This is a genomic window from Streptacidiphilus sp. P02-A3a (assembly GCF_014084105.1).
Taxonomy (GTDB): domain Bacteria; phylum Actinomycetota; class Actinomycetes; order Streptomycetales; family Streptomycetaceae; genus Streptacidiphilus.
The window spans coordinates 3,682,446-3,708,491 of the sequence record NZ_CP048289.1 but is presented as its reverse complement, the minus strand read 5'-3'; the positions used below and the strand labels follow the sequence as shown (position 1 = coordinate 3,708,491).

Genomic DNA, 26,046 nt, shown 5'->3' with positions numbered 1-26,046 from the left:
GGGCGTCTCCGGCCGGTAGCGGGTCGGGGCGCCCGGCATGGCCGCACGGGCGTTCGGCAGCCTCTACCCTAGGGGGTGATCACCACAGAAGGTGCTTGTGTTGAAGGGGAGTTGCTGATGCCGGACGAGGACTACGAGGGCGCGAAGCTCGGATCGTTCAGGACCGAGGACGGTTGGACGCCTCCGCTGATCGACACCAGCGTCCCGCACAGCGCACGGATGTACGACTACTTCCTCGGCGGCAAGGACAACTTCGCGGTCGACCGGGCGGCCGGTGACCGGGTGATCCAGTACCTGCCGTCGGTGCGGTCCACGGTGCAGGCCAACCGGCGGTTCCTGGGCCGGGCCGTGCGGTTCGCCGCTCAGCAGGGCATACGCCAGTTCCTGGACATCGGCACCGGCATACCGACCGTGCACAACACCCACCAGGCGGCGCAGGCGGTCAACCCCGACGCGCACGTGGTCTACGTGGACAACGACCCGATCGTGCTGGTCCACGCCCGCGCGCTGCTCCGGGGCACCACCCAGGGCCGCACCGCCTACGTCGAGGCGGACTTCCGCGACCCGCAGACGATCCTCGACTCGCCGCAGGCCAAGGAGTTGCTGGACTTCACCCAGCCGATCGCGCTGATGGTGGTCTCGCTGCTGCACTTCTTCCCCGACTCGGAGGGGCCGGACGAGATCCTGAACGGCCTCAAGGCGGTGCTGCCGCCCGGCAGCGCGCTGATCCTCTCGCACGCCACCGCCGACTTCACCCCGCCCGACGTGGCCGAGGCCGTCATCAAGACGTACACCAGCTCCGGGATGAACCTGACCTCGCGCAACCACGCCGAGATCCTGCGCTTCTTCGACGGCCTGGAGCTGGTCTCCCCCGGCCTGGTCCCGGTGCACGAGTGGAACCCGGAGGAGGAGGCGGACCTCACCCTCGACCGGGCCGAGAACGCCGGGTACGGCGGCGTCGCCCTCAAGCTCGGCTGAGCCCGGGGCCGGGTCAGACGGTGTGGCCGTCGTCCATCGCGGCGGCCAGCCGCAGGTGCGGGACCGCCTCGGCCGCGCGGCCCTGGCGCTCCAGCGTGCGGCCGAGCATCAGGTGCGCGTAGGACTCCACCGGGTCGCGCTCCAGCACCCGGCGCAGCTCCGCCTCCGCCCGGTTGAGCTGGGCCGAGTGGTAGTACGACCGGGCCAGCAGCAGCCGGGCGGCGGTGTTGGCCGGGTCGGCGTCGACGAGCGGGACCAGGATCAGCGCGGCGTCGCTGTAGGCCTTGGAGTCGAAGAACAGGTGGGCGCGGGTGTACTCGTCCGCGAGGGCGCGGGTGGTGGTCATCGGGGGCCGACTCCTCTCCGGGGGGGTCACGCTTCGGGGGTCACGCTCCGGAGGTCACGCTCAGGTCCGGTCGGACGCACGCCACAACACGGACCGGTGGCCCGGCATTCCCCGGCCCACCGGCGTCCCGACCGGCGGCGACGGGTCCCGCTACTCGACCACAGCTTCGTGGCACTGGTGGGCAACCCCGCCGCCCTGGTCGAGCAGGTCCTCGTACACCCCGACCTTGTACCTGATCAGGTCCAGGGACTCGGTCAGCCTGCCGATCTGGGTGGCGACGTGTTCGTAGTGCTCGCGCATGAGTGAGAGCCGTTCCTCCTCGTTGCCGGAGCCTTCCCTGACCAGCTCGGCGTACCGGCGGAGCATCGGCAGGGGCATGCCCGAGGCGCGGAGAATGATGCAGACGGTCAGCCAGTCCACGTCGTCCTGGCTGTAGGCGCGGTGCCCGCCGGAGCCGCGCCGCACGGGGTGGACGAAGAGGCCCTCGCGCTCGTAGAAGCGCAGCGCGTGAACGCTCAAGCCGGTCTGCTCGGCGACCTGTCCGATGCTCAGACTCGTCATGATCTCAGCCATGCCCGCCAGGGTAACGGCATCGGCCCAGAAGGCATTGACCTGGAGTCAGGTCTAGTTCCTAGAGTGCGTCATGCGCTACCGCACTCTCGGCCGAACCGGTATCGAGGTCAGTGCCCACTGTCTCGGGACCATGATGTTCCAGGACGGCTTCAACTCCGACCACGACGATTGCGTCCGCATCATCCATGCCGCCCTCGACCGGGGGATCAACGTCATCGACACCGCCGACATGTACGGCCGGGGCGAGTCGGAGGAGATCGTCGGGAAGGCGCTGCTGGGGCGTCGGGACGACGTCGTACTGGCCACCAAGGTGCACTTCCAGATGGGCGAGGGCCGCAACCGCAGCGGCAACTCGCGGCGTTGGATCCTCCAGGCCGTCGAGGACAGCCTCAGGCGCCTGAACACCGACTGGATCGACCTCTACCAGGTCCACTTCCCCGACCCCGCCACCGACGTCGAGGAGACGCTGTCGGTGCTCAGCGACCTCGTGCGGCAGGGAAAGATCCGCGCCTTCGGTTGCTCGAACTTCCTGGCCACGGAGATCGTCGAGGCGCACCAGGTCTCCGAGCGGCGCGCCCTCGGACGCTTCCGCTCCGCCCAGCCTCCCTACTCGATCCTGGCCCGTGGGATCGAGACCTCGCTCCTGCCCGTCTGCGAGCGGTACGGCATGGGAGTACTGGTCTGGAGCCCCCTCGCCTTCGGATTCCTCACCGGCAGGCACCGCAAGGACCGGCCCGTCGACCTGGCATCCGGCCGGGCCGCGATCCGGCCGGCGTTCTTCGATCCCGCGCTCGCCGAGAACGCCGCCAAGCTCGACGCGGTCGAACAGCTCATCGAACTGGCGGAGGGCATCGGCTGCACCCTGCCGCAGCTCGCCGCCGTGGCGTTCACCGTGGCCCACCCCGCCGTCACCTCCGCGATCATCGGACCGCGCACCATGCAGCAGCTGGAGGATCTCCTCGAAGGCGCCGCAGTCACCCTGGACGACGCCGCCCTCGACCGGATCGACGAAATCGTGCCGGCCGGGGTCAACCGGTACGACCCCGTCGCCGCCTTCCCTCCCCGGTCGCTGACCGACACCGCGTCGCGACGCCGCCCGCTCGCCGAACGCGCCGCAGCGTGAGCGCGGCCGACCCGCCCCCCGACGGCGGGGCGGCCTAGCGTCCGGCGGCGTCCAGCAGCGACAGCTCCAGGTGGGCGGTGACCACCCAGTTCGGGACGTCCACCAGTTCCGAGATCTTCAGGTCGGCGGCGACGCTGGCCAGCAGGTAGGCGTCCGCCGGGGCCAGGCCGCTGCGCCGGACCACCTCGTCCACCAGCGCGCGGGTGGCGTCCCGGGCGGCGGTCATCAGGTCGGGGCCGATGCCGGTGGTGGCCAGCGCCCGGCCGGTGCGCTGGGTGCGCGGGTCGGTCTCCACGATCGGCGTGGCCGGGGCCGCGCCGGGCAGCAACGTGATCCGCAGCCGCACCGAGCCGTCCGTCTCCACACCGGTACCGGCGACCTCGCCGTCGCCCATCGCGGCGTGCGCGTCGCCGAGCGAGAGCAGCGCGCCGGGCACGCCGACCGGCAGGATCAGCCGAGCGCCGGGGCCGATGTGCCGGATGTCCATGTTCCCGCCCCAGCGGCGGGGCGGGACCATGCTGTGCGGGCCCGGCTCCGGCGGGGCGACACCGATGGTGCCGACCATCGGGACAACTGGGATCACCAGGCCGGGGAGCAGTTCCGCGCCGCGTTCGGTGATCGTCGAGATCCGCAGGTGCGGATCGGTGAAGTCGTCGGCGAGCAGGCCAAAGCCGGGGATGCAGGCGGTCCAGCCCCAGCCGCCGACGGACATCTCCAGCACGTCCACCAGCAGCGCGTCGCCCGGCTGCGCGCCGGGCACCAGGAACGGTCCGGTCACCGGGTTGACCCGGCCGAAGTCCAGCCCGGGCACGTCGGCGGCGGTCGAGGCGTCGGTGAGCTGGCCGCCGCTCGCCTCGGTGGTGTCCACGGTCAGCTCGGCGCCGGACTCGACCTCGGCCACCGGCTCGATGGTCCGGTCCCAGACGTTGTGGGTGCGGCTGTGCACGGGCGGTCACTCCTGGTCGGCGGGGCGGGCTCTCGGCACCGATCCTGTCGCGGCGGTCCCGCGCTTGGGAAGCCCCTGCCCGGGGGAACGCGAACGGGGGAACGCGCCCGGGGAAACGCGCGGGGACGTCAGACCGGGAGCAGCTTGGCGACGATCTCGCCCAGTTGGCGGACGTTGCGGCAAGGCAGCATGTCGACCTGCCGGGCGTACTCCCCCGCCACCGAGTCGCCGGTGGACCACAGCTCGCGCGGCTCCGGGTTGAGCCAGTAGGTCCGCCGGGCGCGGGCCGCGATCCGGGCCAGCGCGGCCGGGTTCGGGTCCCGGCCGTTGGTGCGGGCGTCGCCGAGGATCAGCACCGAGGTACGCGGGCCGACGGCGCCCAGGAAGCGGTCGGCGAAGCCGCCGAGCGCGGCGCCGTAGTCGCTGCTGCCGTCCCAGCCGGTGACCTCGGCCTCGGCCAGGATCCGCGAGCCGAGCCCGGCCGGGTCCGCGCGCCCGGCGGTGACCAGGTCGGTGACCTCGTCGGTCCGGTTGACGAAGGCGAACACCCGGACCTTGCTGAACTGGTCGCGCAGCGCCTGCACCAGCAGCATGGTGAAGTTGGCGAACCCGGCCACCGAGCCGGAGACGTCGCAGAGCAGGACCAGCTCCGGGCGGCCCGGGTTGCGCCGCCGGTAGACCGGGCGCAGCGGGACGCCGCCGGTGGACAGCGAGCGGCGCAGCGTCCGGCGCAGGTCGATCCGGCCGTGTTGGGCGCGGCGCCGGCGGGCCGCCAGCCGGGTGGCCAGCTTGCGCGACAGCGGCTGTACGGTGCGCCGCAGTTGGGCGAGTTGGTCGCGTCCGGCGACCAGGAAGTCGACCTGGTCGGGGCTGGCCGCGACGGCGCGGCGGGCGATCACGTCGGTGCCGCGCAGTTCGGCGACCCGGCGCCGGGCCTCGTTGCCGACCTGTCTGCGGAACTGCTCGATCCGGTCGCGGATCTCGTCGGCCTCGATCCGCTCGGTGAAGCCCTCCCCCGCCCGCCGCAACCCGGCCGAGCCCTGGCCACCGCCCTGCCCCTGGCCCTGGCCCGGGGCCTGGCCCCCGCCGCCGCCCTGCCCGGCGCGGATCGCGGCGAGCACCCGGGCGAGCAGTATCTGCGGCTGCAACCTGTCCAGGGTCTGGTGCGCCGACCAGCCGTCGGAGGCGCTGCCCGGGGCCCCGTAGCGGCCGAGGACGCTCACCGCCTCGGCCGCGAGCCGGGCCAGTGCCGCCCGGTCGTCGGCGGCGAGGGCGTCGGCCAACCGGTCCCGCAGCCCGGCCAACTGCTCCCGCCACGCGGCCGGCGCGTCGACCGGGAGGTCGCGGACCCCCTCCGGGGCGCCGACCGCGAGCGGGAAGTACAGGTCGAAGACGGTGTCGAAGGCCGCCCGCTGCCCTTCGCGCCGCAGCAGCGCGGCGGCCAGGCCCGCGCGCACCCGCTCCCGGTGGTCCAGGCCCAGCGCCTCCAGCGCGGCTGCGGCGTCCAGGGTCTCCCCGGGTCCGATCTGCATGCCGTGCGCCCGCAGCGCCTGGACGAAGGCGGTCAGCCGCTCGGCCACGGCGGCCGCGCCGCTGCTCACGGCGCCGGTACCACGGCGTCGAGCCGCAGCTTGCTGCCCGCCTTGAGCACGTCGTCCTGGTGCTTGAGGATCACCCCGAGGCTGTCGCGGACCACCGCCTCGTCCAGGGTCTCCGCGCCCAGCGCCAGCAGCGTCCGCGCCCAGTCGATGGTCTCCGCCACCGACGGTGCCTTGCGCAGCTCCATCGCCCGCAGCGCGCCGACCACCCGGACCAGCGACTCGGCGAGCACCGCGTCCAGGCCGGGGACCTTCAGCCGGACGATCCGCTGCTCCAACTCCTGGTCCGGGAAGTCGATGTGCAGGAACAGGCAGCGGCGGCGCAGCGCCTCGGACAGCTCGCGGGTGGCGTTGGAGGTGAGCAGCACGAACGGGCGGCGGGTCGCGGTGATCGTGCCGAGCTCCGGCACGGTCACCTGGAAGTCGCTGAGCACTTCCAGCAGCAGGCCCTCCACCTCGACGTCGGCCTTGTCGGTCTCGTCGATCAGCAGCACCGTCGGCTGGTCGCCCCGGATGGCGGTCAGCAGCGGACGCGGCAGCAGGAACTCCTCGCTGAAGATGTCGGTACGGGCCTCGTCCCAGCTCTCGTCCCGCCCGGCGGTGATCCGCAGCAGCTGCTTGGCGTGGTTCCACTCGTACAGCGCGCGCGACTCGTCCACGCCCTCGTAGCACTGCAACCGGACCAGACGGGCGCCGCCTATCGCGGCGACCGCCTTGGCCAGCTCCGTCTTGCCGACCCCGGCCGGGCCCTCCACCAGCAGCGGCTTGCCGAGGCGGTCCGCCAGGAAGACGGTGGTGGCGACCGCCGTGGACGCCAGGTAGCCCACCTCGGCCAACCGCACGGACACGTCGTCCACGGAGGTGAAGAAGCCGGTGCCGGTCACGTGCTCGCCCTGGGCAGCCATACCGCCAACTCTCTCTAGGGGTCCCCCGGCAGAACCCTACCGGTCAGTACCTCCGTCGGGGCACTGCTCCAGCACGTCGGCGACCACACAACTGACGTTGTCCGGGCCGCCCGCGCGGTTGGCCAGCCCGACCAGCTCGCGCACCGCCTGCTCGGGGTCGGCGACGCCGGAGACCACCCGGCGCAGCTCCTCCGTCGCGACGACCGTGGACAGGCCGTCCGAGCAGAGCAGGTAGCGGTCCCCCGGGTGCGCGTCGTGCAGCCGCAGGTCGGCGGCGACCTGGGACTCCCCGGCCAGGGCCCGCATCAGCAGCGACCGCTGCGGGTGCGAGGCGGCCTCGTCCGCGCTGATCCGGCCCGCGTCGACCATCGCCTGGACCATGGTGTGGTCGTGGGTGATCTGGAAGAACTCACCGTCCCGCAGCAGGTAGGCACGGGAGTCGCCGATGTGGACGAGCGCCAGCTGGGAGCCGGTCCACAGCATCGCGGTGAGCGTGGTGCCGACCTGCTGCGGCTCGGGGTGGGCGGCGGCCACGGTGCGTACCGCCTGCTTGGCCTGTTCGATCGCGTCGCCGAGGACGTTCAGCAGGTCGCCCGCCGGGAGGCCGTCGGAGGTGAGGCGCTTGAGCGCGTCGACGGCCGCCGCGCTGGCGGGGGCTCCGGCTCGGCCGAATCCGTCGGCCACCGCGAGCAGCCGGGATCCGGCGTAGGCCGTGTCCTGGTTGCTCTCGCGGACCAGTCCGGCGTCGGACAGCGCGGCGTAGCGGATCTCCAGGGGCTTGGCGTTCGGGGACATCGTGGGGTCCTTCCAGCTGAGGTGGTCGATGAGGAAGGTGGCCAGTTCCCGGCGGGCGGCGGTGTCGGCTTCGACCTGGTCCCAGAACGCCCGGACCTCCCGTGCCGCGGCCGCGTCGTCCAGCGCGCAGACCACTCGGATCCGGGCCAGCGGCATGCCGATCCGGCGCAGCCAGGCCACCAGCCGGGCCCGCCGCAACTGCTCGGTGGCGTAGAACCGGTAGCCGCTGGCCGGATCGACCCGGGCCGGGGTCAGCAGACCGAGCTCGTCGTACAGGCGCAGCGCCTTCGGTGACAGCCGGGACTCCTTCGCGAACGCCCCGATGGTCAGCAGCGCCATGGCTCACTCCTCCTCGTGCCGGGCGGTTCGCCCGGCACCACTGATGCTGTGGCTTTCCCCAGGGTGAAGGTCAACCAGCGAGACGTCGCGGTCGTCCGGCGTCAGTGGGCGGTGGGTTCCTGTCGGCAGGGGTTGCCGGTGCGCATGTTGCCGGTGGCGGCGGTGATGACCGAGTCGAGCCGGTCGCGGGCCTGGGTGAGGTCGGCGATGCGTCGGTCGACCTGCTCGCGCTCCTGCGCCAGCCGTCGCAGCAGGGCGGGGGTGGCGCGACCGTCGATGACGCAGGGCAGCAGCTCGACGATCGTCTTGCTGGGCAGTCCGGCGGCGTAGAGCTGCTGGATGAGCCGGACGCGATCGACGGCGCTTTCGGGGTAGCGGCGTTGGCCGCTGGGACTGCGCTCGGCGCCGAGCAGGCGCTGCTCCTCGTAGTAGCGCAGGGCCCGGACGCTGACACCGGTGCGGGCGGCAAGTTCTCCGACGCGCATCTCTCCTCCTCGGTGGACTCACTTGCCTCTGACGTCAACGTCAGGTTCTAGCGTAACGAATGACGCGCGAGGAGTCGAAGCGCGTCCCACGCCGTACCACCGGCCCACTACCCGAAAGCAGTACCCGCATGACCACGAACCTGACGACCGGACCCGAACCCACCGCGTTCGTGTCGGTCAAACCCATCGTCCTGTCCTCGCCGCAGCGCGGTGCGGACCTGCACGTCCGGGTCTCGGCACCGGTCACCGGCAGCCGCCTGCCGATCGTGCTGTTCGCGCACGGATTCGGCTCGGACCTGGACGGCTACGCACCACTGGTCGACCACTGGGCCGCCCACGGCTTCGTCGTGGTCCAGGCCACCCACTTGGACTCCCACCGCCTCGCCATCGGCGCGGACGACCCGCGCGCGCCCCACCTGTGGCGACACCGCGTGCGGGACATGAAGCGGATCCTCGACCAGCTCGACACCCTGGAGGGTCGCGTACCCGGCTTGACCGGACGGACGGACCGCGGCCGGATCGTCGCGGCCGGGCACTCCTTCGGCGGCCAGACCGCGGGCATCCTGGTGGGTCTGCGCGTGCGGGACCCGCAGACCGGCATCGCCGAGGACCTGTCCGATCCCCGGGTCATGGCCAGCATCCAACTGGCCACCGCCGGCAAGGGCGGAGACGAGCTGACCCGCTTCGCCCACGACAACCTCCCCTGGCTGCGCGAGCAGGACTTCTCCCAGATCACCGCACCCGGACTCGTCGTCGCCGGCGACGAGGACGCACTGCCGCTCTCCACCCGCGGACCGGCCTGGACGACCGACCCCTACACACTCAGCCGGGGTGACAAGAGCCTGCTGACGGTCCACGGCGGTCAGCACTTCCTCGGCGGCATCTCCGGCTACGGCTCAGCGGAGACCACCGACGAAAACCCCGACCGCGTCGCGCTCGTCCAGCAGGTCACCCTCGCCTACCTGCGCCACGTCACCGGCACCGACCACACCGACTGGGAAGCGGCGCGACTCGCCCTCGCCGACGGCACCCACCCCCTGGGGCGGCTCGAATCGAAGCGGCGGTACGGCGTCGGACGAGACGGCGGGACGGCGGGACGGCACGGGTGATCGGCCGGGGCTGAGGGGCCGGGGCTAAGGGGTCAGCACGATCCTTCCGAACACCTCACCGGCGTCCATCTTCCGGTGGGCGAGGGCGGCCTGCTCCAGTGGCAGTAGCTCGTGGACCACCAGTGGGAGCCCGCCGCGCGCCGCGGCGTCGAACTGCGCGGTCCGCACGGCGCGCCGGTCGGGTCGGGGCACCGTGTCGGTGCTGAAGGTGGCGAACGAGGTCGACTTCTGGAACGCGGTCATCATCGTGGTACCGAAGTCGGCCGGTGGCCGGCCGGCGACGACGCCGACGACGACCATGCGGCCGTTGGGCTTGAGTCGGCCGAGGAAGGAGGGCAGGTCCGCACCGGCGACGATGTCGATGATGACGTCGTAGCCGGAAGGCGCGTCCTGGCCTCCCTCTCCGGCGCGGTCGAGCACGTGGGTCGCGCCGAGCGCGCGCAGCCGGTCGCCGCGCTCGGGTGAGGACGTGGTGACGGCCACCGCGGCGGCGCCCGCGCGGGCGGCGAGGTGGACCGTCAGGATGCCGATGCTGCCCGCCGCGCCGCGCACCAGCACCGACTCCCCGGGGGCGAAGTGGGCGTGGGCGAGGGCGAAGTGGGCCACCACGCCGGAGCTGCCGAGGGTCACCGCGTCGACGGCGGACAGGCCGGTCGGAAGCGGGAGCACCTCGTCGAGCGGGGCGGTGGCCAGCTCGGTGTAGCCGCCGCCCAGGCCGGTGAAGGCCCACACGCGGCGGCCGACCCATCCGGGCTCCACCCCCTCGCCGACCGCGACCACGGTGCCCGCCACCTCGCTGCCGAGGATGTGCCCCTCCTTGAACCCGTAGCCCGCGAGGACGCCGCTGCGGATCACGGCGTCGACGCCACCGACGCCGATCGCCTCGGTGGCGATCACCACCTGCCCGGCGGTCGGGACCGGGACCGGACGGTCGACGACGGCCAGACCGTCGGGGCTTCCGAATGCGCGGATCTCCACTGCCTTCAACGCTGCCTCCTGGCTCCGGATCAGTACTCCTTCGTCCCGGACGCTAACGGACGCCCCCGTCCGCTTGGGTAAAGTGAGAGTGGTGACCGACCGTTTGCCTCACACCCTGCGTTCCGACGCCCAGGACAACCGTCAGCGGATCCTCGACGCGGCCCGGACGGTCTTCGCCGCCGAAGGCCTGAACGTGCCGATGCGGGAGATCGCCCGGCGTGCCGAAGTCGGCCCCGCCACCCTCTACCGGCACTTCCCCACCAAGGAGGTGCTGGCGGTCGAGGCCTTCCGTGAGCAGATGCACGCCTGCCACGCGATCGTCGACGAAGGGCTCGCCGATCCGGACCCCTGGCACGGCTTCTGCCTCGTGTTCGAGAGGATCTGCGAACTCCACGCGCGGGACCGCGGCTTCACCGCGGCCTTCATCTCGGCCTTCCCCCGCGCGATGGACTTCGCCGCGGAACGCGCCTACGCGCTGACCTCCGTCACCGCGCTCGCCCATCGGGCCAAGGAATCCGGCCGCCTGCGGGCCGACTTCGTCCTGGACGACCTGATCCTCATGCTCATGGCCAACAACGGCGTCGAGGCGACGCCGTCGGCCACCCGGGCCGAGGCCTCCCGGCGCTTCGCCTCGCTCGCGGTCAAGACCTTCCAGGCGGCCCCGGACCGCTGAGCCCTTCCGGGCCCGGTGCACGGTCCGCGCCTTGAACGCGAGAGCGCGCGGTGGCCCTGTTTCCCGAGCGGCTGGGCGGAAAGACGCGAAGGGCGTGACGGCCACGGTGTTGACGGCGTCGCTCATGAGTCCCGGGCGGCCCGGAGGTCTCCCGGCGGTGGTGGGTATGAAGGAGATACGCATGTGGGCATGGGGCGTGCTCGTCGGGATACTCGGCTACCTCTGCGGCGCGGTCCTGACCGCGCGGCTGGACTTCGGCCGCAGACGAACCGCGTTCATTGACCGCGCGGGAAAGCGGATGTCGCCGTCCCAAGCGGTCACGCAGTTCGAGTACGCCGAGCGGAGCCATGTCGCCCTCGTCGCGCTGCTCGTGGGTCTGAGCTGGCTGATCACGACACCGCTGCTGGCCGTGCGGCGCGGCCTGGTGACGGTCATCGCCGCCCGCCCGCCGCTGACGGCTTGTGAGCGAGGACTGCGCAAGCAGGCCCTGAGCGGTCGCATCAGGGAACTTGAGCGCGAACTCGGCCTGGGCGAAGCCGGTCCGGAGGCTGCCGAGGGCCGCCCGGGGGCGGCCCTCTCCCCGGTCGGCTTCGGCTCCGTCGGGAAAGGGGCCGGTGCGGCGGCACCGCTCGCACGTCAGCGCCGCGACTGAACGGTGGTGTCCGTCGCTTGCTCCCGCGGCCGCCGGTCGGCGGCACGCGGGCTGCTGCGTTCAGACCCCGGGATCGACGTCCACCGGGGGAAGGTCCCCCAGTTCCGCCTTGGACAGCTCGACCCGGACGCTGTCACCGACCTGGCTGACCGCGCGGATCGGGATGGCCACGGTCTTCTTCCCCCACAGGTGGCCCTCCTGGAGCAGCACATGGGTGACCCCGTGGTCCGTCGGGTCGATCACCAGTCCCTGGACCCGTCCGATCTCGCCGTCGGTCGCCTCGACCCGCTCGCCCTTGCGGATCTGCACCTCACCACTGGGCACCCGCTCGTAGGTCTGCTCCCTCGGCGCGCCGCTGACGGACAGGACGCCGGGCGCACCGACCGCGACGGCCCCGGTCCCCACGCCGCCACCCAGGCCGTAGTACGGCCACACGATCATCTGGTCCGCCAGATAGCCGAGCTGGCCGTCGCCAGGCAGGAACTCGGTCTCCTCGGCGGCCTCCAGGCTCTCGAAGCCCGCGGTGCCGCAGCCCAGCCGGATGGCCGTGGGGCTCTCCTCATGGCCCTGGACGGTGTCGCCCACCACCTGGTCCACCACCAGGCCCACCGGCACCAGACGGCGGGTGCCGCTGCCGGGATCCACCACCAGGTGGGTGAGCGTGCGGGCGACCGGGTCGATCACGACCCGGTCGACATGCCCGCACACCCCGTCGGTGCAACGCACCTCGGCTCCGATCGCGTACCGCATTGCTGCTGCTGTTCCAGCCATGTCAACGACCTCTCGCTCGCTCCTACGATTCGAGCTTCGCCTGCCCGATGCGTGAGAGCCGACACCCCGCCCAGTCGCCGCGTTCGGGGGCGGCGCCGCTCCGCTCGCTCAGGGGGACACGGTGTGGTCCGGATGGTCCCGGGTGCGCCGTCGGTCCTTCAGCTCTGCCTCGTACAGGTGGTCGAGGCCGTCCGCCAACTCCGCTCTGACCTGGGCCTCCACGTCGGCGAAGGGGCGGTAGTAGGTGGAGTTGTAGGCCTCGATGATGTGGAACGTCCAGTGAGGGACTCTGTCGGGAATCTTGAGGGCCGGGTCACTGGCCTTGGCGCCACCACAGGGGGCGGGGCAGCCCGTGTGCGTCGAGGTACTGCTGGAAGGCTGTGGGAGGGCGGGGTCGGTAGGCGGAGTCGACGGGTTCTTGCGCGCTGAGCCGTTCGACGTTGATCGCGAGTGCGGTCAGGACGTGCTGGACGTGGGTCTTGGCCAGGCCGCGGTAGCGGCATCGGCGTGCTCGGTGGCCGTGCGCGAACTCCTCGATGGTGCCCTCGGCTCCCGAGCGCAGCCCGTAGGGCCTGCGCCAGTCCGGGTCCTGCTGGTCGGCGCGGTTCTTGGCCTGGAGTTCGTGCAGGTGGCGGGTGGGGAAGTACAGGCTGCGGAACGGGCCCGGGGTGCACGCGGTCTTCTCGGGGCAGCGGCCGCACTGGCGGGCGTCGAAGCGGACCACCACTGAGGTCGGTTCCTTCACCGGAAGGTCCCTCCAGTTGCCGCTGACCTGCCCGTTGGGGCAGTTGACCTCGCGTTGGTCGAAGTCGATGACGAAGTTCTCCCGGCCGAAGCCGTCCTGGGCCCGGTGCTGCGGGCTGGTGCTGGAGGGAAGCGGTCCGATCATGGTGACGCGGTGGAGGCGGGCGGCGTTGTCCATGCCGGCGACGGAGGTGTAGCCGCCGTCGACCAGGTGCTGCCCGGGGAGTAGGCGGCGGCGCCTGAGGCGGTCGTGGATGCCGGGCAGTGCCTGACTGTCTGCGCTGGAGACGACGGTGGCCACGTCGGTGATGACGTTGATGCTCTTGTCGTCGCAGGTCTCGGTCACGTGCACGAGATAGCCGGTCCAGCGGGTGTCGCCGCGCCGTGTCCAGCGTGCCTCGGTCTCGTACGGCGACTCGATCCGCACCCGGGAGGGCGGCTGGCCGTCGCGCTCGGTGCGCGGCCGGAACCTTCCGCGCCCGTCGACCAGGAAGTGCTGCACCAGGGATTTCATCTTTCCGCACAGAGGGTCATGAACAGACGTGGATGGATGACCAACCTGCAGCGCCACACCCAGGGAGCCTTCGTCGGTCGCGCCACCAAGCTGCTGGGGAACATCGCGATGGGCTCGGCCGAAGGTGCCGCTTGGCCCAGCCTCTATGCGGCCACCAGCCCCGACGCGCACAACGGCGCATTCATCGGCCCGTCCTCCTTCCGCCGACAGGCCGCCGGCACCCCCAAGCCGGTCGCCCTGCCCTCAGGCGCCGACGACCCGGCCGAAGGCACCCGACTGTGGGCCGAGAGCGAACGCCTCACCGGCGTAACCTTCACGCCCTGACCCCCTTCTACGCTCCCGCTCTGCTGTGCACGGGAACGGCCAACAATTCCGGCGGCACCGTACTGACCCCATCAACCGCGTCATCCCCGGCTCCGACGGTGACGACGATGACGGCGACCGCAGCTACGCATCCCCCTGCGACAACGGGACGGTGACCCCTGTTCAGGGCTGTGGTGTCGGTGCGGTATCCGGGGCGCTCGGGTCGATGAGGGTGCGCAGCGTGTGGACGAGTCGGGTGCGTAGCCAGGCGTGGGCGGGGTCGGTGTCGTAGCGGTGGTGCCAGGCGACGATCATCGGCACGTCGGGAACGTCGAAGGGGAGCGGGCGGGCGTGCAGGCCCAGGGTTGTCCAGAGCGGTCGGCATACGTGTTCGGCGACGACCGCCACGGCCTGGGTGCAGGCGGTCAGGTCGAGTGCGGCGCTGGTGGTGGGGAGGGAGGCGCTGACGTGCCGCCGCAGGCCGAGTTCGGCCAGTGCGTCGTCGATCGGGCCGGACAGGCGTCCGCGGCGGGAGATGGTGATGTGCTGGGCCTGTGCGAAGCGTTGCGGGGTGAGGTCGCCCGTTGCCAGAGGGTGGTCCGGGCGCATGACGGCGACCATGCGGTCGGTGCCGATCGTTCGGGTGGCGATCTCGGGTCGGTCGGGTGCGGCGGCGCCGACCTCGAAGTCCGTCTGGCCGCGGGCGAGGTCGGCGATGTCGGCGGAGGGTTCGGCGAGGAACCTGATCGCCACCCGTGGCGCCGAATGCGCGAGGGTGCTGATCAGTGGCGGGGCCATGGCCGTGACCAGGGCGTCGTGGCAGCGCAGGGTGAAACTGCGTTCGAGGTGTTGGAGGTCGAGTGTGGTGAGGGGGGTGAGGGCGGCGCGGGCGCGCATCACGAGTTCGCGTGCCTCGCCACGCAGTTCCAGAGCACGGGGGGTCGGTGTCATCGTGCGGCCGGTGCGTACCAGGATGTCGTCGCCGGTCGCTTTGCGAATGCGGGCAAGGGTGCGGCTCATCGCAGGCGGGGACAGGTGCAGGCGGTCGGCGGCGCCGGCGACGCTGTTCTCTTCGAGCAGGGCGTCGAGCGCGACCAGCAGGTTCAGATCCACATGCATCAGGGTAACTTCTGGCCTTACAAGAGTGCACTGGCAATCATCTGAGCGGGGATCTAGCGTCGGAGGAGTCCGGATCGGGCAGGCCGGTCCGCCGCAGTGAATGAGGTTCCGTCATGACCGCATCCCCTTCCCGCGTTGCCGCCACCGCTTCGACCGACGACAGCGCGCTGCTCTCGGCGGTCGTCCGGGCCGCCGTGGAGGCCGGCCGCGCTCTGGAGGCCCGCTACAGCGTCTCGGCGCGCCCGGCCGACCGGGCTGCGATGTTCCGCGCCGGTACCGCCGACAGCGAGGTCTCGCTCGCGATCCTACGCCCGGCCCTGACGGCGCTGCGTCCGGACGCGCGATGGTTGCCGCAGGAGTACGAGACCACCGCGCTGCCGCCGGGTGAATGGTGGGTGGTCGACGAGGTCGAAGGCAACGTCAACCATGTGCACGGGCTGCCGGAGTGGGCGGTGAGCGTGGCCCTGGTACGCGATGGGGAGCCGGTGCTGGCCGTCGTCCGCCGACCGGTGGGCGATCTGACCTACACCGCGCTGCGCGGCGGCGGCGCGCAGTTGAACGGCGCGGCGCTGCGCGTGTCCGCGAAGCGCGAGCTGGACGCGGCGATCGTGGACACCGGCCAGGCCGAGGCCGACCAGGAGGGCACCTACGAGCGGATCGGCCGGTCGGTCGCCGCGATGCTGCACCGGGCGTTGCTGGTGCGTGTCGGCGTGCCCTCGACCTTCCCGATGCTGCTGGTGGCCGCCGGGCACCACGACGTGTTCTGGCAGTACGAGCCCACGCTGCCCGGAGTGGCCGCCGGCGCGCTGATGATCACCGAGGCGGGCGGCATCGTCACCCGCGTCGACGGCGCTCCCTGGTCCCCGGGCAGCGACACCGTCCTGGCCTCCGCTCCTGGCCTGCACGCCGCGGCCGTGCAGGTGCTCGCCCCGATCTCCTGAACTGTCCGCACCCAAGCGCCATCCAATCCACCTGCAGGGGACCGACATGAACCTGGCCATCCTCGCGGCCTCCGGTGCCACCGGGCTCGCACTGACCCGCCAAGCCCTGGAACGCGGACACACCGTCACCGCCATCGCCCGCACCCCGGCGCGCATCAGCCTCCCGGACCACCCGCGCCTGACGCGCGTGGCCGCCGACGTGCACGACCCGCGCTCCGTCGAAGCCGCACTGCGCGGCAGCGAGGTCGTGCTGTCCGGGCTCGGTGTGGCCAAGGGCGACGGCCCCGGCACGCTCACCCTCGGCGCGCGTGCCCTGGCCGATGCCGGTCCCGGGCGGATCGTCTGGCTGGGCGCCTACGGCACCGGCCCGTCCGCGCAGGCTGCCGGATGGGCCACCCGCACCCTGCTCAAGGCGATGGGGGCAGAGCTGGCCGACAAGGTCACCGCGGACGCGACCGTCCTGGCAGCCGGCGGCACGGTCTTCCACGCCGGGCCGCTGTCCAACGGACCGCTCAGTCCCGATCGGCGCACCGTCGGTCTCGACGGCGCACCGAGGCGGTTCTTCCCCGCCCGGGTGAGCCGGAGCACTGTGGCCGCGGCCATGCTCGACGAGGCGCAGGAGCCGCACCGTCGCGGGCAGGTCGCCATCCCGCTCGAACACTGACCCGTGCTCAAGTACTGACCCGTGCTCAGGTAAGGAGTGCGCCATGACCTCCATCGGATCCCTCGCCGACCGGCTCGCGGTCGGCGAGGTCGTCGCCCGACTCGCCGCAGCACAGGACGCTTGCGACTGGGCAGGCCTGCGCCTCCTGCTCGCCGACCGCGTCGGCCTCGACCTCTCCAGGCACCTCGGTGTGCCCGCCGGCGAGATCAGCGCCGAGGACTTCGTCGACCGGGCGCGCAGCGTCGCAGGCGGCTTCACCGCCACCCATCACCTCACCGCCAACCTCGTCGTCGACCTCGAAGCCGACGCCGACCGCGCCTCTTGCCGGGCCCACGTTCTGGCCCACCACCACTTGCGTGACGCACCCGACCCGCATGACGCGGTGTGCGTCATGCACGGCACCTGGGACCTGCTCCTGCGCAGAACCGGCACACGCTGGCTGGTCGAAGAGCTCACCGTCGCCAGAACCGCGCCACTTGAGGGCAACGCCGATCTCTACACCCGAACCGCCACCGGCGGTCGGCTCTAGCGGGAGCCCACCGCAGCACACACAGAAACCGGATCAAGATGACCACGAACACACTGGCAGAACCGAAGTTCGCCGCCCTGCTCGACCGCCTCTACGCCGAAGCGGACGCCTCCCAGCAGCGGCTGCGCGACTGGATCGCGGGCCTGTCGCCCGATGAGCTCGCGGCGTGGAAGGCCGGTGCCGACGACTACCGCAGCCTGTACCTGAACGCGAAGGACGCCCACCTCGCCGTCTCCCGCCCCATCGCCCGGCTGCTCTACATCCTCGCGCGCACCCGGCACGCTCGCACGGTGGTCGAGTTCGGCACTTCCTTCGGGCTGTCCACCCTCCACCTCGCCGCCGCCGTCCACGACAACGGCGGCGGGTTGCTCATCGGCTCCGAGTTCGAACCCGGCAAGGTGGCGCAGGCGCGTCAGAACCTCGCCGAAGCCGGACTGGCCGATGGCACCGACATCCGTGACGGCGACGCACTCGACACTCTCGCCCACGACCTGCCGGGGGCGATCGATCTGGTCTTCCTCGACGGGGCAAAGCAGCTGTACCTGCCCGTCCTTGCCCTCCTTGAGGGTCATCTGCCCGTCGGGGCGCTGCTGATCGCGGACGACACCGGGCACGCCCCCGACTACCTCGAGCACGTCAGGAACTCGGGGATGTACGAATCCACCGTGCTGGAGAGCGGGATCGAACTCTCCGTCAGAACGAGCTGAGGCGACCTCCGCGGGGGGTGGGGCGGCGCAGCCGCGGATCCGCCACCCCGCGCGGGCTTCCACCGCAGGGTCCGTGCTGCTCACCGGCACTGGTCGGTCGAGGCCGGGGTGTCGTCGCGTCCGGCAGCCGGGGCGGCATGGGCGGACGGCGGCGGCGAGGTCCTCCCCGCGACAATGCCGCTGCCCGGGGGCATCTGCGGCAGCGCCGGACAGCCGATTCACTCGCCCTCCCGGGGACGGACTCAACCGTTCGGCCCCTGGCCGTCGGCGTCCTGGTGGTCCGGAGCGGGGTCGAGGGTGAGGACGAAGCGGGCGCCGGGGCCGCCGCCCGGAGCGAGGGCGAGCGAGCCCTGCTGGCGGCGGGCCAGGTCGCGGGCGATGGCCAGGCCCAGGCCGGTGCCACCGCTGTCGCGGTCCCGGGCGTCGGCGAGCCGGGTGAAGCGCTCGAAGACCCGCTCGTGGTCCGCCGGTTCGATGCCGGGACCGTCGTCGGCGACCTCCAGCAGTACCGGCCCCGATCCGTCACCCGCCCGGACGCTGACCCGGATCTCCGTGTCCGCGTGCCGCAGCGCGTTGTCCAGCAGGTTGCGCAGCACCCGCCGCAGCCGGCCCGGGCTGCCGAGGACCGGGGCCGGGCCGTCGGTGACGCAACTCAGCTCCACTGCCCGCTCGCGCGCCGCCGCGGCGTACTCCCCGGTCAGCTCGGTGGCCAGGGCAGCCAGGTCGAGCCGCGAGCGACGCGGCTGCTGGCCCTCGTCCAGGCGGGCGAGCAGCAGCAGGTCCTCGATCAGCGCCTGCAACCGGCGGGCCTGGCCGGCAGCGGCGGCCGTGGTCGTGGGCCAGTCGGCCCGGTCCGGGTAGGCCAGGGCCACCTCCAGGTCGGCGAGCAGCACGGTGAGGGGGCTGCGCAGTTCGTGGGCGGCGTCCGCGACCAGACGGCGCTGAGCGCTGGCGGCGTCGTCCAGGCGCTGGAGGGTGGCGTTGATGGTCACCGCGAGCGCGGCGATCTCGTCGCCGGTGTCAGGGACGTCGACCCGCTCGCGTGGGTCGGCGGCGGTGACGGCGGCGGTGCGGCGCCGGATCGCCTCCACCGGGCGCAGCGCCCGCCGGGTTGTCAGGTAGGCGACGGCGAGGACCAGCAGCACGCCCAGGGGGACGGCTGGCAGCAGCACCGGGTCGACGGCGGTCACGGCGGCCCCGGCCTGGAACGGGGTGACCACCACGTACACGCGGATGATCGCGTCGCTCGGCAGGGTGGCGATCAGTGAGTGGGGGTCGTCGGCGCCGGCCTGGGCGGCGGAGACGTCACTGCTGATCACCGGGAAGGTGTGCCCGGCCAACGGGTTGTCGCGGGTCCCGGGCGGGGTGCCGAAGCGGACGCTGGACGGGCCCTCGGTAGCACCGGGCACGCCGGCCCCGGGCGGGGGCAGCGCTGTGCGGCCGTCGACGTCGAACGGCGCGATGTCCGGGCTGGAGGCCGCGTAGATGCGGCCGTCCCCGGCGACGACCTGGTACGGGAAGGCGCCCCAGGTGCCGGTCACCTCGCCGCCCTGGCCGACGGCCCCGATCAGGGCGACCAGTTCGTCCTGCGCCTGGGCCCGGGCCGCGGCCATCGCGTTGTCGTACAGGCGGTCCTGCATCCACAGCGCGCCGGCGGTCAGCAGGACGGCGGCGGCCAGCCCGGCGGCCAGCGCCGAGCGGGCCCGCACCGAGCGCGGTCGCAGCCGCAGCCGCAGCCGCAGCCGCGCTCCTGTCGGGCGGCGGACCCGGCTAGCTGCCATCGTCGTCCCCGTGCTCGGCCCTGCGGTCGTCGACCAGGCGGTAGCCCAGGCCGCGCACGGTCTGCAGTGAGGCGCGGCCGAACGGGGTGTCGATCTTGCGGCGCAGGGCGCTGATCCGGACCTCGACCAGGTTGGGGTCCTCTGCCTCGTCCGGCCAGGCGTGGTGCAGCAGCTCGTGCTTGGACACCGCCTCGCCGGGCCGTCGGGCCAGCACCTCGGCGATGGCGAACTCGCGGGGGGTGAGCGCGACCGCCGTGCCCGCGCGGCGGCAGCTGCGGGCGGCCAGGTCCACGGTGAGGTCGCCGACCGTCAGCAGCGGCACCCCCTGGCCGGGGGCGCGGCGCAGCAGCGCCCGCAGCCGGGCCACCAGCACCAGGTAGGAGAAGGGCTTGGCGAGGTAGTCGTCGGCGCCGGTGTCCAGGGCCTCGGCCTGGTCCCAGTCGCCGTCCTTGGCGCTGAGCACCAGGATCGGCGTGCCGATCCGCTCGCGCCGCAGCTCGGCACAGACCCGGTAGCCGTTGAGCACCGGCAGCATCAGGTCCAGGATGATCGCCGCGTAGTCGCCGGTGCGGGCCTTCCACAGCCCCTCTCGGCCGTCGTGGGCGACGTCGACGGTGTAGCCCTCCGCGGACAGCCCGCGTCGGAGCGTCGCGGCCAGCTCCCGTTCGTCCTCCACCACCAGGATTCGCACTCACCCAGCCTGGCACAGCCGTCCCGGGCGTTCCTGATCACGCGGTCAGGTTCGGACAGCGGGGCGTCAGCGTCCCTTGGGCACAGTGGGCCCACCGAACGAGCAGGACGCTCCACGACGGAAGGCCGCACCGACATGCCCCTGACCACCCGCTCCCCACTGCCACCGGGCCGACTGCCGGCACCGCCGGCCGCCGAGCCGGGCCCGGCCGCGCGACCGGCTGCCGCCGGGGCGGCCGGTGCCCCCCGCTGGACGTGGGGCGCGGCCGCGCTGCTGTTCGCCGTGTACGCGGCGGTGTCGGTCCAAAACCAGCAGCACATGCTGACCACCGGCTACGACCTGGGGATCTTCGAGCAGGCGGTGCGCTCCTACGCTCACGGGCACCTGCCGGTGTCGGCGCTGAAGGGGCCCGGGTTCCCACTGCTCGGCGACCACTTCTCCCCGATCCTGGCCACGCTGGCGCCGTTCTACCTGCTGTGGCCCTCGCCGATGACGCTGCTGCTGGCCCAGGCGGCGCTGCTGGCCGTGGGAGTCGTCCCGCTGGCCCGCTGGGCGCAGCGGGCCGCCGGCCGCACGGCCGCCCTGGTCGTCGCCTTCGGGTACGGCGGCTCCTGGGGCATCGCCTCGGCGGTCGGGTTCGACTTCCACGAGGTCGCGTTCGCCGTGCCGCTGCTGGCCTTCTCACTGACCGCGCTCGCCGAACGGCGCATGCGGGCCGCGGTGGCCTGGGCACTGCCGCTGCTCCTGGTCAAGGAGGACCTGGGACTGACGGTGGCCGCGATCGGGGTGCTGGTCGCCTGGTACGGGCACCGTCGACTCGGGCTGGCGACGGCGCTGGCCGGGGTACTGGGCAGCGCGCTGGAGATCCTGGTGCTGATACCGGCCTTCAACCCGAGCGGGACCTACGCCTACTGGGGCGGCCTGTCGGCCACGGGTCAAGGCCCCGGCGGCCTGCTGTACCAGCTCACCATCGGCCTGGTCACCCCGGACACCAAGGTGGTCACCCTGGTGCTGCTGCTCGCGCCGACCGCGTTCACCGCCGTCCGCTCGCCGCTGCTGGTGGTTGCCGTGCCGACGCTGCTCTGGCGGTTCGTATCCACCGACCCCTCCTACTGGGGCACCGGGTTCCAGTACAGCGCCGACCTGATGCCCATCGCCTTCGCCGCCATGGTCGACGCGCTCAGCCGCTGGCCCGGCGGGATACGCGCCGTCCGCGCGCACCTGGTCGCCGCCACTGCGGCCACCGCCGCGCTCCTGCCGCAGTACCCGCTGTTCCAACTCGCCCAGCCCTCGACCTGGAGCACCAGCCCACGCGTGGCCGTCGCCCACCGCATCCTGGCCCTCATCCCGGACGGGGCCACCGTCTCCGCCTCCAACCGCCTCGCTCCTCAGCTCACCTCGCGCACCACGGTCAGCGAGTTCGGCTACCCCGGTCTGCCACTGGACTCACGATGGATCGTGGTGGACACAGCCGACCCGCAGGGCTGGCCGATCTCCGGCGACCAGCAGCAGGACGACATCGCAGCGGCCGAGGCCCAGGGCTACCGCACCGTGGCCGACCAGGACGGGTTCCTGTTGCTCTACCGGCGCTGACCGTGCCACGGGCCACGGCAGGGGTGGCGGTCCACGATCGACAATGAGCGCCGGGGATCGTGTTCCGGCCCAGGATCTCCCGCTCGACCAGGTCGGCCTGGGTCTCGTGCCCGGCCTCGCGGAGCAGGTGGACGGCGTCGCCGAGCTGAAGGTCGACGGAGCCGGTCAGCTGGTGGAAGTCGTACAGCGCGCCCCTGGCCCGCTCGGTGGTCTCCAGCGCCTTGGAGAGGGCCCCCAGGGCCCGCACCGTGGCGTCGTCGACACCGGGAGGACGCCGGTGGGCACTGTCGGGGCGGTCGGGAGCCGGTTCGGTCATACCGCAGTGCCATCCCCCGGACTCCGGTCCGGATTCGGCCCGAGGGCCGACACCACCCGTCCGGCCACCGAACTGCGGCGGGCGGCCACCCCTGGGACGTCTGCGAGCATCAGTGCGGCAACGCGGCGCGTGGTGCGACCGACCCCGGGTACACGTCGCTCATGGTCACCATCGGGGTCGAGGAAGAGTATCTGCTGCTGGATCCGGGCAGCGGTCTGCCGGTCCCCAGGGGCGCCCGGGTACGTGCCGCCGCCGAGCGGGCCGGGTCGGCGGAGGGGCGAGAGGTCGAGCCGGAGCTGCTCCAGGCGCAGGTCGAGGTGGGCACGCCGGTCTGCGGGACGTTGCGGGAGGTCCACGGGAACCTGACGCGTCTGCGCGAAGCGGTGGCGACGGCAGCGGCGAAGGCCGGTTGTCGGATGGCGGCCTGCGGGGCTGCCCCGGTGCGGGCTTCGACACCGGTGCCGGTCACCGCGGAGCAGCGGTACCGGGAGATATCCCGGGCGGCACCGCAGCTGGTGGACGAGCAGCTGATCAACGGCATGCATGTGCACGTCGGCATTCCCGACCGGGACAGCGGCGTGGCCGTGCTGAACCGGATCCGCCCGTGGTTGCCGCTGTTGGTGGCCCTGGGGGCGAACTCCCCGCTGTGGGACGGTCGGGACACCGGTTTCGCGAGCTGGCGCACGGTGGTCTTCGACCGCTGGCCGGTCAGCGGTCCGCCACCCGCCTTCCACGACGCCGCGGACTACCGGGCTCGCACTCAGGCCCTGCTCGACGCGGACATGATCCTGGATCGGGGCCAGCTGTACTGGCAGGCCCGGCTGTCCGAGCGCTACCCCACCATCGAGATCCGGACCTTGGACGTTCAGTTGGAGGTCCAGGACGCGGTGACCCTGGCCGGTGTCGTCCGCGCCCTGGTCGCCGACGCGCTGCGGGACCACCGCCGGGCTGTCCCCGTGCCGGACCTGCCCGACGAACTGCTCGCGGCAGCGACCTGGCAGGCCGCCCGGCACGGGTTGGACGGCAACCTGATGGATCCGCTCACCCGTCGGCCGGGCACGGCCCGGGCTGCGGTCGACTCACTGCTGCGGCACATCGCCCCGGCCGCCGAGGAGGCCGGGGACCTGGAACGGGTCTGCTCCGGCATCGAGCGGCTCCTGGCGCGGGGAAACGCGGCCCAGCGCCAGCGCCGGGCCTTCAGCCAGGGCGGCCTGGAGGCGGTGCTGGAGCTGGTCACCGCCGCCGAACGCTGACCCCGCTGCCGGGTCGCCCGCCGAACCGACACCCCTTCGGGTGCCGCCGTTTCTGTCGGCCGCACCCTGTTCGCAGCCCTAGAGTCACAGGATGACATCCAAGGGAGAGCCCGCGCCGTCAGCCCCGGCTGCCACCGGAGGCGGCCGCGGGCGGCGGCCGCGGCGCTGGCGGGAGGTCTCGGCCACCCGTCGCGGGCTGGTGCTGGCGTGGTGGGCGTTCACCGTCACCTTCGGTGGCCTGCGGCTGCTGACCTGGCTGATCCACATCGACGCCGCCGGTGTCGGGAACGTCTCGGCGGGCGGCGTGCACATCCACCACTACGTGTGGGGCATCCTGCTGCTCATGATCGTCGGGGCGTGCGGGCTGGTGGAGCGCACAGCCCGCTGGCGGACCTGGATGGGCCTGGCCTACGGTGTCGGGCTGGCCCTGGTGATCGACGAGGCGGCGAGCCTGATCGACCTCAAGGACGTCTACTGGGACCGGGCGGGCGGCACCAGCATCGCCATCGCGCTGCTGATCATCGGCGTCGCCGGAAGCGCGCTCGCACTGACCCACCGCGACAGCGCCCCCAGCACCGATCCGCACTGACCGGCCGCCACCGCCAGACGTGATCCGAAGGACACGCTCTAGTCCTGGGATTGGGTGGTGCGGGTCTCCAGGTCGAGGAGGAAGTGGCCGAATCCGCCGGGGGCGCGGGGGTCGCGCCGGGCCGAGGTGACCACCGGGGCGTCGGTGGCGGCCAGGACCCGGTAGTGGGCTTGTTCCAGTGCGGTGACCAGGGCCCGGTCCTCACCCACGGGCAGCTGCGGGAACCCGCCGACGGCCAGGTACGCGTCGGCGCGCACGCCCAGGTTCGCGCCGTGGACATGGGGGTGCGGCCGCCGCGGACCGCTCCGGCCGGGCGCGGGAGTCGAGGCCACCGGCGTGCGCCGGTCGTGGTGGTGGACGAAGTAGTGGCGCTTGAAGTGGGCGGTGGTCGTGGCGGTGTGCTCGCCCCAGTCCCGGACCTGGACCTGGCCGACCACGGCGTGCGCGCCGGCCGTGGCATGGGCGAGCTGGTCCGCCAGCCAGCTCTCGGGGACCCGCGAGTCCGCGTCGGTGTGGGCCAGCCATACCCGCGCGTCCGTCAGCTCCGGGTGGCGGGCGCGGACCGACGCCAGGGCGTGGGCGGTACCCAGGGCCCGGCAGCGGAAGCTCAAGTTCACCGGCGTCGACCAGGCGCGTGAACTCACGGGCGACCGCGAGCCGGTGCCCCTCCAGGTCCACACCCGGGCAAGGGCCGCTGGAGGGGGTGTCGAAGCGGGGTGCGTCGGCGGCCGACGGGTTCAGGGCGGGAGTCATGATGGAGACCTCATGGATCACAGGTCCCCCGAGCCAGGTGACGCGACACCGGGGGGTTGGGCCGATCGGGTGCCCAGAAGCCGCACCCTGCTGAGGAGACGGCGGTGGCCCCCGCGTCGGACGCGGGGGCCACCGCTCGGTACTGCCCGAAGCATCGGGCGGGCAGTCAGTCCTTGAAGACGTCCTTGACCTTCTCGACGGCCTGCTTGGCATCGCCCTTGGCCTGGTCGGCCCGGCCCTCGGCAGTCAGGCGCTCGTTGCCCACCGCCTTGCCGACCGTCTCCTTGACCTTGCCCTTGACCTTGTCGGCGGTGTTCCCGGCCTTGTCCTCGGCGCTCATGTGCTGCTCCTCCCGCTCGTCGGTCACCTCGTCGAGACGACGCGTACCCGGCCGAGCCGGACGCAGTCCTGGTGGATTTCGGGAGGTGTGCGGTACCCGGTTCCGGGCAGGTGTGGCAGAGCACCGTCACTTCGACCTTCCCTGAACCCCAGCGTCGTGGGAACCCGGCACGCGGTTCCCACCGCTTCCCCCCTGGAGCAGGCCATGCCGTTGATCAACCTTCCGCTGCTCGACCGCCTCGTCGCCGACCTCGACGCCCTGCGCGACCGGCCCGAGGCCGGAGCGAGGCGCGAAGACCTGTACTACACGCTGTGCGTCTCCACCGGGGTCCGCGAGCCGGAGCAGGCGCTGGCCCGGGCCCGGGGCCTGCTGGCCTCCCACCGCGCACAGTCCCTGGCGACCGCCGCCTGAGCGCCCCCTCCCGCTCGTGCCCCCGTCGCCTCAGTGCGTCTCCGGACACGGGCCGCCGTCGTCGGTAGGGCGGTACGAGCCGTCGGACATGGAGACGATCCGGTCAACGCCGCACATGGACAGCAGGCGCTTGACCGGATCCGTCGGGGACAGCAGGAGCAGCGATCCTCCCGCGCTGGTGGCCCGGCGCAGGATGTGCAGCAGCGCGTTCAGGCCCATGGAGTCGCAGAAGGACACCCGCGCCATCTCCAGGACCAGGTCGCGGCATCCCTGCTCGATCAGGTCCGACGCGGTGCCGCTCAGTACGTCGGCGCCGTCGAGGTCCAGTTCGCCCTCCAGCACCAGCACGGCGCGCGACCCCTGCTGCTGGACCCGGAAGGTGAACGCTGGGGTCATGGTCCGGGCTCCGTGGAAAGAAGGGGCCGCCGGAATCGGAGGTGACTCGGCGCTGCTGAGCGGATCGGGACCACAGTACGTCCCCGGAGGCGGACCCGGTGCCGCCACCGCGGGCCGATCAGGACGGCGGT

30 protein-coding genes and 1 pseudogene are annotated in these 26,046 nt (G+C 72.6%); 14 read left to right on the top strand and 17 right to left on the bottom strand.

All coding sequences use genetic code 11. The annotated features are described in order from the left end of the window. Window positions 1-117: 117 nt before the first annotated feature. The gene (locus tag GXP74_RS16840; protein WP_225447992.1) at window positions 118-978 is read left to right on the top strand and encodes an SAM-dependent methyltransferase; all 861 of its coding nucleotides are present in this window, start codon (window positions 118-120) and stop codon (window positions 976-978) included. A gap of 13 nt (window positions 979-991) precedes the next feature. Here the strand turns inward: GXP74_RS16840 and GXP74_RS16835 are convergent, their stop codons facing one another. After that, complete coding sequence (locus GXP74_RS16835; RefSeq protein WP_182452289.1) at window positions 992-1,324, bottom strand: tetratricopeptide repeat protein; 333 nt, start codon at window positions 1,322-1,324, stop codon at window positions 992-994. Between the two features lie 150 nt (window positions 1,325-1,474). Further along, window positions 1,475-1,897 (bottom strand): MerR family transcriptional regulator, encoded by a 423-nt coding sequence (locus tag GXP74_RS16830; protein WP_182452288.1) that lies wholly within the window; start codon window positions 1,895-1,897, stop codon window positions 1,475-1,477. Window positions 1,898-1,967: 70 nt separating this feature from the next. Between GXP74_RS16830 and GXP74_RS16825 the strand changes: the two genes are divergently transcribed. Beyond that, window positions 1,968-3,020, top strand: coding sequence for an aldo/keto reductase (locus GXP74_RS16825; RefSeq protein ID WP_182452287.1), 1,053 nt, complete (start codon window positions 1,968-1,970; stop codon window positions 3,018-3,020). A gap of 34 nt (window positions 3,021-3,054) precedes the next feature. On the opposite strand, the gene GXP74_RS16820 is transcribed toward GXP74_RS16825, so the two are convergent. The 5 genes from GXP74_RS16820 to GXP74_RS16800 all read right to left on the bottom strand — a co-directional run bounded on the left by GXP74_RS16820 (window position 3,055) and on the right by GXP74_RS16800 (window position 8,088). Beyond that, window positions 3,055-3,966, bottom strand: a complete 912-nt coding sequence (locus GXP74_RS16820; protein ID WP_182452286.1) for an acetamidase/formamidase family protein — start codon at window positions 3,964-3,966, stop codon at window positions 3,055-3,057. Window positions 3,967-4,094: 128 nt separating this feature from the next. Next, a complete protein-coding gene (locus GXP74_RS16815; RefSeq protein WP_182456500.1) occupies window positions 4,095-5,498 on the bottom strand; it encodes a VWA domain-containing protein in 1,404 nt (467 codons plus the stop codon). A gap of 65 nt (window positions 5,499-5,563) precedes the next feature. After that, window positions 5,564-6,469: a MoxR family ATPase gene (locus tag GXP74_RS16810; RefSeq protein ID WP_182452285.1), complete on the bottom strand. Its 906-nt coding sequence runs from the start codon at window positions 6,467-6,469 to the stop codon at window positions 5,564-5,566. Window positions 6,470-6,505: 36 nt separating this feature from the next. After that, complete coding sequence (locus GXP74_RS16805) at window positions 6,506-7,603, bottom strand: protein phosphatase 2C domain-containing protein (protein WP_182452284.1); 1,098 nt, start codon at window positions 7,601-7,603, stop codon at window positions 6,506-6,508. A gap of 101 nt (window positions 7,604-7,704) precedes the next feature. Next, the gene (locus tag GXP74_RS16800) at window positions 7,705-8,088 is read right to left on the bottom strand and encodes a MerR family transcriptional regulator (protein WP_182452283.1); all 384 of its coding nucleotides are present in this window, start codon (window positions 8,086-8,088) and stop codon (window positions 7,705-7,707) included. Between the two features lie 128 nt (window positions 8,089-8,216). Between GXP74_RS16800 and GXP74_RS16795 the strand changes: the two genes are divergently transcribed. Continuing rightward, the gene (locus GXP74_RS16795) at window positions 8,217-9,197 is read left to right on the top strand and encodes a chlorophyllase (RefSeq protein ID WP_182452282.1); all 981 of its coding nucleotides are present in this window, start codon (window positions 8,217-8,219) and stop codon (window positions 9,195-9,197) included. Between the two features lie 24 nt (window positions 9,198-9,221). On the opposite strand, the gene GXP74_RS16790 is transcribed toward GXP74_RS16795, so the two are convergent. Next, window positions 9,222-10,184 (bottom strand): zinc-binding dehydrogenase, encoded by a 963-nt coding sequence (locus tag GXP74_RS16790; RefSeq protein WP_182452281.1) that lies wholly within the window; start codon window positions 10,182-10,184, stop codon window positions 9,222-9,224. A gap of 82 nt (window positions 10,185-10,266) precedes the next feature. Between GXP74_RS16790 and GXP74_RS16785 the strand changes: the two genes are divergently transcribed. Both GXP74_RS16785 and GXP74_RS16780 read left to right on the top strand, forming a co-directional pair. Further along, the gene (locus tag GXP74_RS16785) at window positions 10,267-10,848 is read left to right on the top strand and encodes a TetR/AcrR family transcriptional regulator (protein WP_182452280.1); all 582 of its coding nucleotides are present in this window, start codon (window positions 10,267-10,269) and stop codon (window positions 10,846-10,848) included. 160 nt (window positions 10,849-11,008) lie between these two features. Next, entirely contained in the window at window positions 11,009-11,500 is a 492-nt protein-coding gene (locus GXP74_RS16780) for a hypothetical protein (RefSeq protein ID WP_182452279.1), read from the top strand. A 60-nt stretch (window positions 11,501-11,560) separates the two neighbouring features. Here the strand turns inward: GXP74_RS16780 and GXP74_RS16775 are convergent, their stop codons facing one another. Both GXP74_RS16775 and GXP74_RS16770 read right to left on the bottom strand, forming a co-directional pair. After that, a complete protein-coding gene (locus GXP74_RS16775) occupies window positions 11,561-12,250 on the bottom strand; it encodes a PRC-barrel domain-containing protein (RefSeq protein WP_182452278.1) in 690 nt (229 codons plus the stop codon). A 334-nt stretch (window positions 12,251-12,584) separates the two neighbouring features. Beyond that, window positions 12,585-13,529 carry a transposase gene (locus tag GXP74_RS16770; RefSeq protein ID WP_182452277.1) on the bottom strand — a complete coding sequence of 315 codons (945 nt, stop codon included), beginning with the start codon at window positions 13,527-13,529 and terminating at the stop codon, window positions 12,585-12,587. Between the two features lie 36 nt (window positions 13,530-13,565). On the opposite strand from GXP74_RS16770, the gene GXP74_RS16765 reads away from it, so the two are divergent. Then, on the top strand, window positions 13,566-13,853 hold the full coding sequence (locus GXP74_RS16765) for a hypothetical protein (protein WP_225447991.1): 288 nt from the start codon (window positions 13,566-13,568) through the stop codon (window positions 13,851-13,853). Between the two features lie 162 nt (window positions 13,854-14,015). On the opposite strand, the gene GXP74_RS16760 is transcribed toward GXP74_RS16765, so the two are convergent. Beyond that, window positions 14,016-14,951 (bottom strand): LysR family transcriptional regulator, encoded by a 936-nt coding sequence (locus GXP74_RS16760; RefSeq protein WP_182452276.1) that lies wholly within the window; start codon window positions 14,949-14,951, stop codon window positions 14,016-14,018. 113 nt (window positions 14,952-15,064) lie between these two features. On the opposite strand from GXP74_RS16760, the gene GXP74_RS16755 reads away from it, so the two are divergent. Genes GXP74_RS16755 through GXP74_RS16740 form a run of 4 tightly spaced genes read left to right on the top strand, consistent with a single transcriptional unit; the run spans window position 15,065 to window position 17,792 of the window. Then, window positions 15,065-15,892, top strand: coding sequence for an inositol monophosphatase (locus tag GXP74_RS16755; protein WP_182452275.1), 828 nt, complete (start codon window positions 15,065-15,067; stop codon window positions 15,890-15,892). A 46-nt stretch (window positions 15,893-15,938) separates the two neighbouring features. Beyond that, the gene (locus GXP74_RS16750; RefSeq protein ID WP_182452274.1) at window positions 15,939-16,556 is read left to right on the top strand and encodes an NAD(P)-dependent oxidoreductase; all 618 of its coding nucleotides are present in this window, start codon (window positions 15,939-15,941) and stop codon (window positions 16,554-16,556) included. A 43-nt stretch (window positions 16,557-16,599) separates the two neighbouring features. After that, the gene (locus tag GXP74_RS16745; RefSeq protein WP_182452273.1) at window positions 16,600-17,085 is read left to right on the top strand and encodes a nuclear transport factor 2 family protein; all 486 of its coding nucleotides are present in this window, start codon (window positions 16,600-16,602) and stop codon (window positions 17,083-17,085) included. 38 nt (window positions 17,086-17,123) lie between these two features. After that, complete coding sequence (locus GXP74_RS16740; protein WP_182452272.1) at window positions 17,124-17,792, top strand: O-methyltransferase; 669 nt, start codon at window positions 17,124-17,126, stop codon at window positions 17,790-17,792. 242 nt (window positions 17,793-18,034) lie between these two features. On the opposite strand, the gene GXP74_RS16735 is transcribed toward GXP74_RS16740, so the two are convergent. Together GXP74_RS16735 and GXP74_RS16730 are read right to left on the bottom strand one after the other, a co-directional pair. Beyond that, complete coding sequence (locus tag GXP74_RS16735) at window positions 18,035-19,573, bottom strand: cell wall metabolism sensor histidine kinase WalK (RefSeq protein WP_225447990.1); 1,539 nt, start codon at window positions 19,571-19,573, stop codon at window positions 18,035-18,037. Beyond that, a complete protein-coding gene (locus tag GXP74_RS16730) occupies window positions 19,563-20,264 on the bottom strand; it encodes a response regulator transcription factor (protein ID WP_182452271.1) in 702 nt (233 codons plus the stop codon). The genes GXP74_RS16735 and GXP74_RS16730 overlap by 11 nt, the downstream gene beginning before the upstream one ends. Window positions 20,265-20,399: 135 nt before the next feature. On the opposite strand from GXP74_RS16730, the gene GXP74_RS16725 reads away from it, so the two are divergent. Then, window positions 20,400-21,857 carry a DUF2079 domain-containing protein gene (locus GXP74_RS16725; protein WP_182452270.1) on the top strand — a complete coding sequence of 486 codons (1,458 nt, stop codon included), beginning with the start codon at window positions 20,400-20,402 and terminating at the stop codon, window positions 21,855-21,857. 49 nt (window positions 21,858-21,906) lie between these two features. On the opposite strand, the pseudogene GXP74_RS40335 reads toward GXP74_RS16725, so the two are convergent. After that, window positions 21,907-22,173 (bottom strand): annotated as a pseudogene (locus GXP74_RS40335) (hypothetical protein); the annotation flags it as partial. Between the two features lie 161 nt (window positions 22,174-22,334). On the opposite strand from GXP74_RS40335, the gene GXP74_RS16720 reads away from it, so the two are divergent. Together GXP74_RS16720 and GXP74_RS16715 are read left to right on the top strand one after the other, a co-directional pair. Further along, a complete protein-coding gene (locus tag GXP74_RS16720; protein ID WP_182452269.1) occupies window positions 22,335-23,426 on the top strand; it encodes a glutamate--cysteine ligase in 1,092 nt (363 codons plus the stop codon). 91 nt (window positions 23,427-23,517) lie between these two features. Next, window positions 23,518-24,015 (top strand): hypothetical protein, encoded by a 498-nt coding sequence (locus GXP74_RS16715; protein ID WP_182452268.1) that lies wholly within the window; start codon window positions 23,518-23,520, stop codon window positions 24,013-24,015. A 38-nt stretch (window positions 24,016-24,053) separates the two neighbouring features. On the opposite strand, the gene GXP74_RS16710 is transcribed toward GXP74_RS16715, so the two are convergent. Together GXP74_RS16710 and GXP74_RS16705 are read right to left on the bottom strand one after the other, a co-directional pair. Then, window positions 24,054-24,632: a glycosyltransferase gene (locus GXP74_RS16710; RefSeq protein ID WP_225447989.1), complete on the bottom strand. Its 579-nt coding sequence runs from the start codon at window positions 24,630-24,632 to the stop codon at window positions 24,054-24,056. 302 nt (window positions 24,633-24,934) lie between these two features. Then, window positions 24,935-25,108 carry a CsbD family protein gene (locus GXP74_RS16705; protein WP_182456498.1) on the bottom strand — a complete coding sequence of 58 codons (174 nt, stop codon included), beginning with the start codon at window positions 25,106-25,108 and terminating at the stop codon, window positions 24,935-24,937. Between the two features lie 204 nt (window positions 25,109-25,312). Here GXP74_RS16705 and GXP74_RS16700 point away from each other — a divergent pair, with 204 nt between their 5' ends. After that, window positions 25,313-25,519: a DUF5133 domain-containing protein gene (locus GXP74_RS16700; protein ID WP_182452266.1), complete on the top strand. Its 207-nt coding sequence runs from the start codon at window positions 25,313-25,315 to the stop codon at window positions 25,517-25,519. 30 nt (window positions 25,520-25,549) lie between these two features. On the opposite strand, the gene GXP74_RS16695 is transcribed toward GXP74_RS16700, so the two are convergent. After that, window positions 25,550-25,915, bottom strand: a complete 366-nt coding sequence (locus tag GXP74_RS16695; protein ID WP_182452265.1) for an STAS domain-containing protein — start codon at window positions 25,913-25,915, stop codon at window positions 25,550-25,552. Window positions 25,916-26,046 lie beyond the last annotated feature (131 nt).

Excerpts from the sequence above, each read along its gene's own strand:
- GXP74_RS16840 (WP_225447992.1), top strand. The coding sequence starts at position 118 with ATGCCGGACGAGGACTACGAGGGCGCGAAGCTCGGATCGTTCAGGACC.
- GXP74_RS16835 (WP_182452289.1), bottom strand. The coding sequence starts at position 1,324 with ATGACCACCACCCGCGCCCTCGCGGACGAGTACACCCGCGCCCACCTG.
- GXP74_RS16830 (WP_182452288.1), bottom strand. The coding sequence starts at position 1,897 with ATGGCTGAGATCATGACGAGTCTGAGCATCGGACAGGTCGCCGAGCAG.
- GXP74_RS16825 (WP_182452287.1), top strand. The coding sequence starts at position 1,968 with ATGCGCTACCGCACTCTCGGCCGAACCGGTATCGAGGTCAGTGCCCAC.
- GXP74_RS16815 (WP_182456500.1), bottom strand. The coding sequence starts at position 5,498 with ATGCAGATCGGACCCGGGGAGACCCTGGACGCCGCAGCCGCGCTGGAG.
- GXP74_RS16810 (WP_182452285.1), bottom strand. The coding sequence starts at position 6,469 with ATGGCTGCCCAGGGCGAGCACGTGACCGGCACCGGCTTCTTCACCTCC.
- GXP74_RS16805 (WP_182452284.1), bottom strand. The coding sequence starts at position 7,603 with ATGGCGCTGCTGACCATCGGGGCGTTCGCGAAGGAGTCCCGGCTGTCA.
- GXP74_RS16800 (WP_182452283.1), bottom strand. The coding sequence starts at position 8,088 with ATGCGCGTCGGAGAACTTGCCGCCCGCACCGGTGTCAGCGTCCGGGCC.
- GXP74_RS16795 (WP_182452282.1), top strand. The coding sequence starts at position 8,217 with ATGACCACGAACCTGACGACCGGACCCGAACCCACCGCGTTCGTGTCG.
- GXP74_RS16775 (WP_182452278.1), bottom strand. The coding sequence starts at position 12,250 with ATGCGGTACGCGATCGGAGCCGAGGTGCGTTGCACCGACGGGGTGTGC.
- GXP74_RS16770 (WP_182452277.1), bottom strand. The coding sequence starts at position 13,529 with ATGAAATCCCTGGTGCAGCACTTCCTGGTCGACGGGCGCGGAAGGTTC.
- GXP74_RS16765 (WP_225447991.1), top strand. The coding sequence starts at position 13,566 with ATGACCAACCTGCAGCGCCACACCCAGGGAGCCTTCGTCGGTCGCGCC.
- GXP74_RS16760 (WP_182452276.1), bottom strand. The coding sequence starts at position 14,951 with ATGCATGTGGATCTGAACCTGCTGGTCGCGCTCGACGCCCTGCTCGAA.
- GXP74_RS16755 (WP_182452275.1), top strand. The coding sequence starts at position 15,065 with ATGACCGCATCCCCTTCCCGCGTTGCCGCCACCGCTTCGACCGACGAC.
- GXP74_RS16750 (WP_182452274.1), top strand. The coding sequence starts at position 15,939 with ATGAACCTGGCCATCCTCGCGGCCTCCGGTGCCACCGGGCTCGCACTG.
- GXP74_RS16745 (WP_182452273.1), top strand. The coding sequence starts at position 16,600 with ATGACCTCCATCGGATCCCTCGCCGACCGGCTCGCGGTCGGCGAGGTC.
- GXP74_RS16740 (WP_182452272.1), top strand. The coding sequence starts at position 17,124 with ATGACCACGAACACACTGGCAGAACCGAAGTTCGCCGCCCTGCTCGAC.
- GXP74_RS16735 (WP_225447990.1), bottom strand. The coding sequence starts at position 19,573 with ATGGCAGCTAGCCGGGTCCGCCGCCCGACAGGAGCGCGGCTGCGGCTG.
- GXP74_RS16725 (WP_182452270.1), top strand. The coding sequence starts at position 20,400 with ATGCCCCTGACCACCCGCTCCCCACTGCCACCGGGCCGACTGCCGGCA.
- GXP74_RS16720 (WP_182452269.1), top strand. The coding sequence starts at position 22,335 with ATGGTCACCATCGGGGTCGAGGAAGAGTATCTGCTGCTGGATCCGGGC.
- GXP74_RS16715 (WP_182452268.1), top strand. The coding sequence starts at position 23,518 with ATGACATCCAAGGGAGAGCCCGCGCCGTCAGCCCCGGCTGCCACCGGA.
- GXP74_RS16705 (WP_182456498.1), bottom strand. The coding sequence starts at position 25,108 with ATGAGCGCCGAGGACAAGGCCGGGAACACCGCCGACAAGGTCAAGGGC.
- GXP74_RS16700 (WP_182452266.1), top strand. The coding sequence starts at position 25,313 with ATGCCGTTGATCAACCTTCCGCTGCTCGACCGCCTCGTCGCCGACCTC.
- GXP74_RS16695 (WP_182452265.1), bottom strand. The coding sequence starts at position 25,915 with ATGACCCCAGCGTTCACCTTCCGGGTCCAGCAGCAGGGGTCGCGCGCC.